9 protein-coding genes are annotated in these 12,366 nt (G+C 38.9%); all 9 read right to left on the bottom strand.

The features are described from left to right. Position 1: 1 nt before the first annotated feature. The 9 genes from rmuC to F612_RS12795 are packed head-to-tail and all read right to left on the bottom strand — an operon-like array spanning position 2 to position 12,206. On the bottom strand, positions 2-1,474 hold the full coding sequence (gene rmuC / locus F612_RS0100050) for a DNA recombination protein RmuC (RefSeq protein WP_019555688.1): 1,473 nt from the start codon (positions 1,472-1,474) through the stop codon (positions 2-4). Continuing rightward, on the bottom strand, positions 1,471-2,079 hold the full coding sequence (locus F612_RS0100045; RefSeq protein ID WP_019555687.1) for a hypothetical protein: 609 nt from the start codon (positions 2,077-2,079) through the stop codon (positions 1,471-1,473). The genes rmuC and F612_RS0100045 overlap by 4 nt, the downstream gene beginning before the upstream one ends. 12 nt (positions 2,080-2,091) lie before the next feature. Further along, the gene (locus tag F612_RS0100040) at positions 2,092-2,739 is read right to left on the bottom strand and encodes a hypothetical protein (RefSeq protein WP_019555686.1); all 648 of its coding nucleotides are present in this window, start codon (positions 2,737-2,739) and stop codon (positions 2,092-2,094) included. Next, entirely contained in the window at positions 2,723-4,285 is a 1,563-nt protein-coding gene (locus F612_RS0100035) for a hypothetical protein (protein WP_019555685.1), read from the bottom strand. Before F612_RS0100035 ends, F612_RS0100040 begins: the two co-directional genes overlap by 17 nt. A gap of 2 nt (positions 4,286-4,287) precedes the next feature. Continuing rightward, positions 4,288-5,490 (bottom strand): type II secretion system F family protein, encoded by a 1,203-nt coding sequence (locus tag F612_RS0100030; protein ID WP_019555684.1) that lies wholly within the window; start codon positions 5,488-5,490, stop codon positions 4,288-4,290. Between the two features lie 13 nt (positions 5,491-5,503). Further along, the gene (locus F612_RS0100025) at positions 5,504-7,189 is read right to left on the bottom strand and encodes a GspE/PulE family protein (RefSeq protein WP_019555683.1); all 1,686 of its coding nucleotides are present in this window, start codon (positions 7,187-7,189) and stop codon (positions 5,504-5,506) included. After that, positions 7,190-8,875: a tetratricopeptide repeat protein gene (locus F612_RS0100020; RefSeq protein WP_019555682.1), complete on the bottom strand. Its 1,686-nt coding sequence runs from the start codon at positions 8,873-8,875 to the stop codon at positions 7,190-7,192. Positions 8,876-8,890: 15 nt separating this feature from the next. After that, positions 8,891-10,540, bottom strand: coding sequence for a pilus (MSHA type) biogenesis protein MshL (mshL, locus tag F612_RS11775; protein ID WP_211209468.1), 1,650 nt, complete (start codon positions 10,538-10,540; stop codon positions 8,891-8,893). Between the two features lie 28 nt (positions 10,541-10,568). Beyond that, a complete protein-coding gene (locus F612_RS12795; RefSeq protein ID WP_019555680.1) occupies positions 10,569-12,206 on the bottom strand; it encodes an ExeA family protein in 1,638 nt (545 codons plus the stop codon). Between the last annotated feature and the right edge of the window lie 160 nt (positions 12,207-12,366).

Raw genomic sequence — 12,366 nt, 5'->3', positions numbered from 1 at the left:
ATTAAGAATCATTAGAGAGCTGGCTGAGAGAACTGCCCTCCGCCTCGCTCAATAAATGCGCTGGAATCTCTTTTTTTGTTTTTCCCGCTAGATCTTTTAACATTTCAGCTTGACGTACTAAATTGCCTTGGCCGGAAATCATCTGTTTACGAGCTGAATCATAACTGGTTTGCGCCGTTTGCAGCTGCTTACCCACTTTTTCAAAACTTTCTACAAACCCGACAAATTTATCATGCACCTCTGCTGCTCGTTTGATGAGTTTAAGGGTATTTTCACTTTGTCTTTCATACCGCCAGAGTTGCTCTATTGTTTTCAAGGTCGTAAATAACGTCGTTGGTGTTACCACGGCTACTCGCTTTTCAAAGGCCATCTCAAAGATAGAAGGATCTGCCTCTATTGCCATTAAATACGCCCCTTCTACTGGTACAAACATTAAGACAAAATCTGGTGCATTGAGTTGTTCTAAATGCTCATAGCGTTTGCTCGCAAGAACATCGATATGATTTTTTAAACTCTGTAAATGAGATTTTAAAGCCGATGTTTTTTTTGGTTCATTCTCACTGTTTAGAGTGGATTCATAATGCAGTAGAGAGACCTTGGAATCTATGACAATGTGTTTATTGTCCGGTAGATTGATAATGACATCTGGTCTTAAGCGTTTTCCGCTATTATCAGTGAAACTTTTTTCACGGTCAAACTCAACCCCTTCAGTCAATCCGGAGCGTTCCAACAAGCGCTCCAAAATGAGTTCTCCCCAATTTCCTTGAGTTTTGCTATCTCCTTTTAGGGCTCTCGTAAGGTTATGCGTATCTTCGCTCATTTGATTATTAAGCGAGTGCAATTGTTTCAACTGTTCGGTAAGACTGGCACGGCCTTCAAGGTCTTCTTTATGCACCAATTCAACACGAGATTTAAAGGCTTCTAAAGTCCCTTGCATAGGCTTTAACATCGCATCGATAGTCGATTGGCTGTGTTGCGTAAATTGCGCCTGCTTGCTTTCAAATATTTGGTTAGCAAGCACTTTAAATTCATTACTAAGCTCTGTTTTGGCAGACTCTAACAGTGCGATTTTTTCATGATAGGCACTTTTTTCCATCTCGAGAGCGACCGTAAGTTCTGCTGACTTGGCCGTGCTCTGACTAAGCTTAGCTCTCTCTATCTCAAGTTGTTGATCTCTGTCTGTCAATTGCTCCTGTAAGGTTTGAACCTGTCGCTGCAACTGTTCAGAAGAACCTTTTAATGATTGAAGCACTAGCAGTTGAGTAGAAAGTTCAAGATTTTCCTGTTCAATTTTCGCAAGCTGGTTAACAGAAAACTCCGCTCGGATGGTGGCCTCATGACTAAGTCGTAGAGCATCTTGCGAAGCTTTTAGCGCCCTTTTAAATTGATTGGCATGTACCACTAAATAGGCAATAAGGATGCTGAAAATAAACAGCATCATGATTAAAGGGAGGTGAAATTCAATAGGGATCATTGTGGCGTTAAACTCTTAACTTGTTCTAATCTTTCTTTAACAGCGATTTGCTTGGTTTTAGGAGCCGATTTCATACGTGCTGAATGTTCTAGTTTATACGTTTTAACCAGTCTATTTTGACGGGTTAAAAGTGTACTTCCAACGGGTACAATCTTGGTTTTTCCTTGTATAGTAACGGGTACTCCATTAGTACTACTGCCAGCATAATCCATATCAATATATTTGGATGGAGAATGGTTGTATTTATCATTCACACGAATCAAAGTAGAACCGTCTGGTTTTACAATCACTGCAGAAATTTCGACTCTAGGGGGGATATAAATCCTTTTTACTTTTCTTTTACCTGATACCCCATCTCTTTTGGGAAGGATTCGAGTCACTTTCTTTACAGCAACCGGGTGTAAATAAGATTCACGTTGCTTGTCTATTTTCTCTCGTGTAGCGTGGGATAAAAAAAGCGTTTGCAAAGAATCCTGGCTCTTAACTTTAGTTACTTGTTTCGCAGAAGGTTCGACACTGCCTGAAAGAGCAACATTAGACATGAGCAACAAAGTCATGCTGATCAATAGTTTAGAAAATCTTGTATTCATAAAAAGTAATTTCATTCGAGCGACATCCTATTTTTTTCTCTGGCTAGGGTGTGTATGGAAAACAATAAGCGAACAGCTTGCTGAAACATTGCCTTGCAGTAAGTCGAAATTTGCGTTCACCTTATGGTCTGAATCTTTCAACTGCGTTTTACAACTTTCAACCAAGTACAAGGGGGAAATTTTCTGATTAATTGTTTCAAGCACTCGCAAGAGATCTTCTTCATGCTGTAAATCCATGTTCAACTCAACTCGACTAAAGAAGAAAAGACCATTTGGAATGTTAATATGTGAAAACTGCCCACTGCCCAAGGTCTTTTCAGCGGAAAAGGAAAACTTTAAATTAGGAATTAAGTATTCGTCTGTCAAGCGAATCAATGAATCTGTCCAGAAAACCCTATCTTGCTTTTTAACCAAACCTTTTTTGATTAACTCCTCATACTTCTCGCCATACTGTTCATACAGTTTAACTTGCTGCTGTAAAAATCGAACCTGACTTTGCAATGAATTCAATTTAAGAATTTTTGGCTTCTCTTGCGCGTTGAGTTCTTTAGTTACTTCCTCGTAACCGTACCAAGTAAGTGCTGACAAACTCATTAAGAGCACAAGCAGAATTACAACTCGTTTCAAAAAACGCTGAATGATTGGATCCGAAAAATAATTACTTAGATTCGACATCGTTAACTCGCATTTGAATAGTAAATGGCAAGGCTTTCACTTCGCCCTTTTTAACATCCATTAAAAGTGTCTGGCTTAATGCCCTATTTAAAGGCTCTTTCTGTAACACCACAGATTGTATTCCTGGCAAAGTTCTTAAATCAGCGACAAAAGCATCCACCCAAGCCACGGGTGCTTTGTAAGTTTCATGAAATGGAAACACCCAGGCAGAGAATGAAATTTGATTACTTGTACTATCTAAACGACCCAAGGTCTTCCACTGAAGACTTGACAGCTGAATATTGGGATGACGAGCAATTACTTGACTAAAACTTGCAATATCAAAGTTCACTAACCGGTTAACTTTTAATTGTAAAATTGACTCCGAAAATTCTACTGAAGCTTTAATAAATTGCGCATCATCCTGAAGTTTTACCATCTCTTCAAGACGGTTTATCTCAATTTCATGCTGTGCAATACTCTCTTGCAATAATGCTTGTTTCTGCCAACTGATCAACGTATTAACACCTGAAACCAGGACGTAATACATCCCGCCCAAAAATAGTAAAATATTGAGACCAATAAGGACTTTTCGGGTGAGGACTAAATTTCTGACCTTTTCGGTATAAGGCGTTGTATAAAAGCCCTTGGGGGAATCACTGAAAATAAAGTCAACAATTGCCTGAGGCGAGAAACATTCAGAACCAGGAATACCACAATGTACACCATTCGGAGAAATTGAGTTGAATGCAGCCGTTGCAAAGAGATATTGATCCTCTTCCCAGGTAGACCTGACCAAAGCCTCCTCTTTACTATGTACCAGAATGTCCTCTAAAACGTCTTGCTCACCATCAATGAAAATTAATCCAATGGGACTATTGAAGGGCACTATTTGTTGATTATAGACATAGGTAACAGCAAGCTTGGTTTCATTAATAAGTGCTGAACGAATTTGAGTGGCCGTTTGATAAATTTTGTCGATTTCAACCAAACGACTTATTCGTAAATCACCTTCATAATAAAATGTTTGTCTAAAAGTATGTTGAGATTGGCGCGTCACCAATAATAGTGGATTTTTAAGACTTTGGCGGGATAGTTTGAAGTGTGCTTTGACCTTACTTTTAAGGTAACCTTCTAAAAGAATCGGCTTAGAATAAATTCTACTGACGGTAAGTTGAGCTGCTTCAATACTCTGCAAGAAATTCTTTAAGCGAAACGAGTCACTGATCGTTGCCGACATCATCAACTCTTCTTTTCGCCCATCTGAATTTTGTTGCTTGGCATTGGTCCAATGCACCTCGGCAAGAGCAATATCCTCTCCGAAAATACGTTCTTTACGCCGATCTAATATCGATGACTTTTCCCAGGAGAAAACGGCCGGAGCCCATTCAAAAGAGATGTCTTCATCTAAAACATCTAAAACAATAGAGACTTGACTCTTTTCAGATACCGTAGATAAGTATTGATCAATAGCTCCGTCATCTTGCCATAAAAAAGTTGACACCTCATTATTAGCGTCGTTATAGCTTGTTAAAGCATCATCTGTGACATAAAAAATTATTTCCATCTTTACTGAACCTGTGCAATGGTGTCATAAATAGGCCCGAGCACTGCAATCATGACCCAGCCCACGACAAAGCCCATAATCACCGTTAAAATCGGTTCAATTGCTGGCTCGATTTTATCAATTAACTCTTTAGCCTCTCTATCATAAAAGTAGCTTACATTTTTAAGGGCATTGTCCATGCCACCACTAATCTCCCCTACCTTGACCATTCTAACAGCCATTGATGGAAATACCTGCGCTTCCTCAAATGCTTTATGAATCGGCATTCCATCCTCAATCATACGTACAGCCTTAATGATATTGCCTTCTAGATATTTATTGCCTGCAATGATGCTCGCCATGCGTAAACTATCGGGAAAACTCACGCCTGCTCCATACATGACGGACAGAGAGTTAGCAATACGAGCTAATTTCAATTTATACAATACTGGTCCAATAATCCACACATTAAGCGACATCTCATCCGTTTTTATTTTAAATTCAGGTGATTGTTTACGCCACCATTTATAAATAAAGATGATGATAATTGGCACCACAAAAATTTCTACAATGTAATTTTGTACAAAACCTGAGGTGGCAATTAACGAAACGGTCGCAAAACCGAGCTCTCCACCCATAGATGTGATAAAACCAAGTAACTCAGGAACCACGAACACCATCATTAAAATAACAACAGCAATGACAACTGTCGCAACAATAGCAGGATAAATCATGACTTTTTTAGCCTTTGAAATTAACTCATCCTCCCATTTAAGCATATTCGCAAGATCGATTAAAATATCTTCCAATTTACCTGTTTTTTCACCGACAGCAACCAGTGAAATATACACTTCACCAAACTCTTTTTCATAATTTCTGAGTGCTGAAGAAAAAGTGTTTCCACCTTCCATTGACTCATAAATATTAGCAAGCATCTCTTTGACCGCATCGCTTTCGAAAGAATCTTTTAAATCATCAAGAATTTCCATTAATGGCACACCCGCTTTCAATAACTGCTCAAGCTGAAAGGTCATTCCAATAATATCTTTACGTGTTACTTTGGGTTTAGTTGAAAATGAAAAAGAAGTCGATTGCTTTTTGAATGTGAGTAAAGAGATATGAGATTTAATAAGCTTCTGCTCAAGTTCTTGCTCATTACTGGCAGGTAATACTCCGTTTACACGTTTACCAAATTTATTGATGCCAGTGTAATGATAGTTCTGCATGAAAATTCCCTTTTTAAACTAACTCAGTTAAGTTAACAACACGGCTAATTTCTTCAAGTGTCGTTTCACCTTGTTTTACCCAGCGAATACCACTCTGAACCATGGTAGAAAATCCATTCTCAATGGCTTTATCAAGGAGTGCGTGTTGTGATGCACCCTCGAGTAAAAGCTCATCCATCTCTGTGGTAAAACGCAATGTTTCAAGTACCGCTAAACGGCCTTTGTAACCGATGCCATTACACTTATCACACCCTTTTGCGTTGTACAATTGAATATCATCCTCTTCTGAGATAGAGAGTAATTGTCTTTCAAACTCTTCTGGTTGATATGGACTTTTACAATGAGTACATAATTTTCGAGCTAATCTTTGGGCAATAATTCCAATAATATTTCCAGCCATAATAGAACGTGATACACCGATATCCAGTAATCGAGGAATTGCACCAATGGCTGAGTTCGTATGAAGAGTCGCAAAAACCTGATGCCCTGTCATCGCAGCTCTTATAGACATTTCTGCCGTTTCTGAGTCACGAATTTCCCCAATTAAGATAATATCTGGATCTTGGCGCATTAATGAGCGAATGCCCGCAGCAAAAGTCATTCCTATCTCTTCATTAACTGGGGTTTGCCGAATCATCGACATTGGATATTCAACAGGATCCTCCAAGGTCATGATATTGACGCCAACGTCATTTAATTCATTCAATATTGAATATAAAGTCGTTGTTTTACCAGAGCCTGTGGGCCCTGTTACCAATAGAATTCCAGTAGGACGGTTCATCATCAGCTTCAATTCAGAATAAGAATCGGTATCAAGACCCAATTCGTCTAGCGGTACAATACCTTTCTCTCGATCTAATATACGTAAAACAAAGTTTTCGCCATGGGTTCCGGGAAGAGAAGACACTCGGAAATCGATTCTTCTGCCGTGAACAATGAGTGACATACGACCATCTTGCGGAAGACGTTGTTCGGTTAAATCCAGTGAAGAAATTACTTTTAAACGTACCACTAAACCAGACCAATACATTTTATGAAGCAAACGTATCTGCTGTAAAACACCATCGATCCTATAACGAATGCGAATGTAATCTTCTTCAGGTTCAAAATGGATATCTGAAGCATTTCTTTTAACGGCATCCGTCAATAAGTTATCCACTAATCGAACCATGGGTTGTGAATATTCATTGGCAATAGAAATATTAGAGGCATCAGCTTTTCCGGTCTCAAGCTCCCTTAAAATGCCTTCAATCGATAATTCATAACCGTAATAATTATCGATTGCTGTTTGTATCTCAGACTCAACCACAAGTACAGGGGCAACCTGTAGGTTTGGATTTTGAAGATGGCGTTTAAGTTTATCTAAAACCAATATATCGCCGGGATTAGACATTGCAACTTGCAACCGATTGTCTTTTAAACTAATCGGCATAATCAAGTAATTATGGGCGAATGTCTCAGAGACTAAGGAAATAGCTTTCGGATCGGGTACAACCTCCTTTAAACTCATGGAGGCATAACCTACATAGGAGCCCACAATTTCTCGGACAATTTCAACTGAAACAAATCCCATAGAGACTAGAATTTCTCCTAGTTTATGGCCTGTTCTTTTATGTTCAGTCAATGCAATACTTAATTGATCGGCGGAAATGCTACCATCTTCAACTAAACGCTCCCCTAAGCGACCCGGATTTTCCATCTATTTTTCCTGATCCATAAATTGTCGGATTGAAATCAAACGATTCTTTATGTCTGAAACATTAAAACTCACTTGAGTGGCTCCGGCTAATGCCAATGTCTGAGTGTAATATTGTCCAGCAAGTGGATACTTGCCCAATCGATCTAAACTAATGGCCAGATTAGCCGTAAAATCTGGATTATTCATATCAAGAGCATATGCATTAAAATAATACTCTTGAGCGGCTAACCAATCATTGTTTGATGCATATAAATTACCCAACGCAAACTGTAATGGAGCAGAATTAGGGTATATCGTAGCCATATTCTTAAGAGAGCCATACCAGTCGGAATTCAGTTCGATATTCGTCGAAAGATTGGCAATTGCCTCATACACAGAAAGGCTATTGGGCTCAATATTTAGAGCTTGCTGATAATGATCCATAGCAATGTAATAATGGCCAGCCGAAGCAGCAATACCACCCAAACCGATCATTGCCATTATATTTTTAGGATCAAGAGTCAAAACTTCGTTAAACTTTTGTTGAGACAACTCTAGATGACCACGTTCATAAGCACTGTATGCCTCCGATAAAGGGATTTTAGTTTGATCAAATTTAACCAAAACGGGTTGCTTAATGGGAGATGCCGTCCTCTTTTTAATAGATGAGGGCGTATTTTTAGGTTTAACAACACTCTTTTTAGAACCCTTGACAACAGAGGTGTTCAGCTCTTTTTGGGCGACCGGAAGCACAACAAGATTTGAGGTAGTGGTGTTTGACACGCTTGAAGCATGAATAGCATCCTTTACAGTTACATCAGGGGTAAAGTCCAATTTTTGTGAAGATTGATTTGCGTTCTGCAAAGAGCGATCAACCGCAACTGCAACTGGCAGCGGTTTTTTTGGTAATGCAGACTGAATCTTGTCCAACTTGTATTTACGCATACTATTTTCAAGTTGTTCACTTTTGCTTTGGTAGTAATTCAACCCATAAACACTGATTCCGATAAATATGAGTACAACAATAAGAACCAAGAGCCAACTAGAACTATTTTTTCTCTCTATTTTCGGTTCAGATGTTAAAGCTCCCGTTAGCAAGATAGAATTTTTTTCAATCGGAGTAGAATCATCTACTAATGCAGTCGCGTAGCCAGGAAGCGCGTTCATGCTCCATTCGAAACTGTCTTTATCCGTTTCAAACAGAGTGTTGGATTCCAAATCTGGCGACGATGCTCTTTCAGAATCATTTAATATAGAAGATGTAACTTGAGAAATATCCTGATTTAATTCATTTTCATCAACAAAAGAGTCAGCGGTGTTGAGCTGAACTTCGTTCAGTAATGGGTCGCTTTCTTCAGAAACGTGATCAATATTATCGGATACCAAAGCTGACGATTCTACTGAAAGGGAAGGCTCTGTATTAGCTTGGTCCAGTTCGTCTTGATTGAACTCTGGGGCAGACATATCACTCAAGGTAAAGGACAAGGGGGTTGCAACGTCCAGTTCCTCTTCAACAGCACTCTTTGACGATTCAACAATTGATGCAACTGAACCAACCTTTTCTGTCGATAATTTAAGGGGTGGAGCAGTCATTTTATCGGAAACTTTGTGAGAATCCGAGTGAACCATTTTTGTATCAACAGTACCCTCCATTGCTCTCTTTTTTTCAGCAGCAGCTTTCTTTAAGGCTTCTAATAAAACACTCATAACTATTTCACTTCTCTAATAATTACTGGTTTTCAGAAAGCGTCCAACTTGTTGCAAGTCACCGTTATCAATATCAGGGTTTTTGATTATGACGGGACGAATAAAAATTACCAATTCACTTTTGCTTGTTTCATCATCCCGCTGGGAAAAGAGGTCACCTATCACAGGAATATCACTCAACCAGGGTAGACCCGTGCGACCATTAGAATTATTATCTTCTATCAAACCACCAATAATAGCCGTTTGGCGATCTTTAAGCTTTAACACTGAAGACATCTCTTTTTCTTGTATTATTGGAATGACGCTTTTAATATCCTTCAACTGTGGGTTCGGATCCTGAATCTCACCTATTTTTCTAGAAATCGTAGGTCTCACATTTAAGGTCACATCGCCTGCTTCACTAACAAAGGGCGTTACGCTCATTGTAAAACCGACTGGCACAGTATGTATTTTAGTCTCATAAGTAGAGGTCGATGGTATGTTTGCTGTGGCCAGCGTCGTATTGACATCGACAGTAAAGTAAACCAGATTATTGACCACCTTTAATAAGGCGGTCTGGTTGTTAATGGCCATAATTTTAGGACTCGAAAGAACTTTAGAATCACCGAATTGTTTAAGTAAGTTCAAACTTGATAAGATATTCCAATCTCCGCTTGCTGCTCCCACGAGTTTACTACCAAGGTTATCAACAGTGGAAATGGAAAAGCCATCACCGGAAGCCGAAAAATTAGACCGAGAGGGTGATGAAATTTGCAAACCACCATCTCGCCCAAAAGCGCGATTTCCGATTAAGGTCCAATCAATACCAGCTTGATATCTGTCATTCAGCTTAACTTCTACTACCGTTGCCTCGATGAGAACTTGTCTTTGCGCTCGCGTTGTGACCTCAGAAATATATTGTTTAATCGCTTTATGCTTTTTACTGGTGGTGTAAACGGAGATCACACCTGCTTCTGGATTGATTACCGTATTTTGTGATAAACCTGCAGTAGTGGTTGCTGATGTTGTAGAGGCGAGTGAATAAGGGTCAAGCTGTGCAAGTAAAGTAATATTATTTTCTAGTCGACTCCAGAAATTGTGCTCAGATTTGACTGAAACTTTTGTCGAACTTCCTCCCAGGCCTGTTGATTTAGCTCCACCAGCAGAGACACTCATTTTCATTTCAATAGCATCTTCACTGGTTTTGTTGATATTAACGTAGTCAACATCATAATTTCGCCACTCAGGTCGATCAGGTTTAATAACAATGGTATTACCCTGCATCACAAAGATAAAACCAGATTGATCAGAGAGTCTATCAAGAATCCTCTCTAATGGTTGATTCACAGCATTTATCGTTGCACGCCCTTTCAGACCGTGATAAATATCAATTTGTTTACCGGCATCCTTTGCAATTTGAAAAAGTAGTTCTGCAACAGGAACATTCACAGCCGTTAAAGAATAATTTAATGATGGTTTCGCATATAGATGGGGTAATCTTGGCTTTCTACGATTTACAATAGAAGGAATACCCGCACCAGCATGTACGACATCCTCAACTTTCCTCTTTGCAAGGATATGTCCGTCAGGGGTAAAAGCATCGGATACAGGTGGTGCGATAGGATCTCTTTTTACAGCAGATTCATTACAACCAGACAAATTGCTTAGCATAACAACAAAAGCCAAAGTTGAAATTCTACGTTTAACTTTAAGGTTATTTACCATCGTTGTATATTCCATGCTGATTAAGTTTATTGGATGTTAGTTCAAAATTCTGTGCCAACTGTTTAACAGTTGTAATATAAGGTTTAGAAAGTGTTAACTTTGGTGGCAACTCGCGTATAACTTTCACCAACTCGGAATAATTCTGTGAACTCACATAAAAAGCTTTCAACTTGAATTTACTTGCGTTTGGCTTGAAGTCTATCAGAAGATGGAGAGAGGCAATAGGGATAGCATACTGTTTATAATATGCCGTGACGGCCTTTAAATCTCGTAAATTCGAGGTAGAGAGCTGCACGACATAGGATGCTTCTGGCAATTGATTAATCCATTGAAGAGATTGAGCGTGCAATGATAACAATTTTTCTAGTAGTACTGGGTTATTAACAAGTGCATTTTCATCTTTTACCTGATACTTAATAAATGGCTTACGATCAATAACGGCTGCATTACCAACGACTGCTGTGTCTGAATGCGGAGAGGACTCACGGCCAAAATCTTGAGAATCTTGCAGCATTCTTTGCGTCACGGGGTGTACCCCCTTTAAAGTGGTGCTATTTTCAACTGAAAGGGTACCTTTTTTAGCATCAAGATTTGTATCATATGCACTTATAAACTGGCTTAAAGAATCCTCCATTTTTATACTATTGTAAAAAGAATACACCAGTAAAATAGACAGCAAAAGTAAAGAAATAAACATTAGTGCCACATATTTTGAATTCATCCATTTTTGGGAAGCATTATCTGAAGAAGCAGGCAGAAGCCTAATGTGTTTCCTGCTAATCTGTGAATCACCGCAACCATAGGCAGACATTAACAATTTGTCAGCGATTATATTAATGGTACGCGGCAATCCTAAAGACAGTCGGTGAACTTGCTTCGAAACTTTACCATCAAACAAATCCAATCCCTTGTAAGAACATTTACGAACCCTATAATTAAGATATGTTTGCACTTCACTAGGTGTCAACGGTGGTATATAAATACTAAACGATATCCTACTCTTTAACTGTCTAATATGGTCATTTCGCAAAGCAACGTCTAATTCTGGCTGACCAAACAATACAATCTGAATCAGCTTATCATCATCTGTTTCTAAATTACTCAACAGCCTAATTTCTTCCAAAACATCAATTGTCATAGACTGCGCTTCATCTATCAACATAACGACATGTTTGCCCAAGGAGTGAAGTCTCACTAGTTCATTTTTCAAGGCGGTAAGTACTGTGAACTTGAGCATAGAACTATCAACGTCGATTTCGAGTTCACTGCAGATATAAAGAATCATATCCTTTGCTGATAAGTTGGGAGAATTAATGTATACAATTGAAAAACACTCCGGTAGGGAGTGGGCAAGCAAACGTAAAAGCATCGTTTTGCCACAACCCACCTCTCCAGTAACCTTAACAATACCCTCTCCTCGCGTAACCGTATAGACCAGAGCTTCGAGAATTTCTTGCCTAGAACCATGTTTGTAAAAAACACTAATATCCGGGGTGGTTTTGAAAGGCAGGTTAGTTAAACCAAAATACTTTCTGTACATTATTTTTCCAGCAAATAAAATCCATTCTACACAAAATATTTTAAAATAGATTAAATTAGTGGGCATTAAGTAAAAACAAAATTTCATTTATAAACGCTAAATCTAAACGTAACAACACCCTTGTATACAGTCAATACTTGGCAATACGCATGAATTCCACCCAAAAAAAAACCCGCGAAGCCTAAGGCAACACGGGTTTTTAGAATATAAGCTTGGCAATGACCTACTCTCACATGGGAACTCCCAC

This window comes from Thiomicrorhabdus arctica DSM 13458, assembly GCF_000381085.1.
Classification (GTDB): Bacteria; Pseudomonadota; Gammaproteobacteria; order Thiomicrospirales; family Thiomicrospiraceae; genus Thiomicrorhabdus; species Thiomicrorhabdus arctica.
This window is presented reverse-complemented; position numbering and strand designations above follow the sequence as displayed.

What these genes read in the sequence shown, in the direction of transcription:
- F612_RS0100020 (WP_019555682.1), bottom strand. Translation starts at nt 8,875, where the DNA reads ATGAGTGTTTTATTAGAAGCCTTAAAGAAAGCTGCTGCTGAAAAAAAG.
- F612_RS0100035 (WP_019555685.1), bottom strand. Translation starts at nt 4,285, where the DNA reads ATGGAAATAATTTTTTATGTCACAGATGATGCTTTAACAAGCTATAAC.
- F612_RS0100030 (WP_019555684.1), bottom strand. Translation starts at nt 5,490, where the DNA reads ATGCAGAACTATCATTACACTGGCATCAATAAATTTGGTAAACGTGTA.
- rmuC (WP_019555688.1), bottom strand. Translation starts at nt 1,474, where the DNA reads ATGATCCCTATTGAATTTCACCTCCCTTTAATCATGATGCTGTTTATT.
- F612_RS0100045 (WP_019555687.1), bottom strand. Translation starts at nt 2,079, where the DNA reads ATGAAATTACTTTTTATGAATACAAGATTTTCTAAACTATTGATCAGC.
- F612_RS0100040 (WP_019555686.1), bottom strand. Translation starts at nt 2,739, where the DNA reads ATGTCGAATCTAAGTAATTATTTTTCGGATCCAATCATTCAGCGTTTT.
- F612_RS0100025 (WP_019555683.1), bottom strand. Translation starts at nt 7,189, where the DNA reads ATGGAAAATCCGGGTCGCTTAGGGGAGCGTTTAGTTGAAGATGGTAGC.
- F612_RS12795 (WP_019555680.1), bottom strand. Translation starts at nt 12,206, where the DNA reads ATGAAATTTTGTTTTTACTTAATGCCCACTAATTTAATCTATTTTAAA.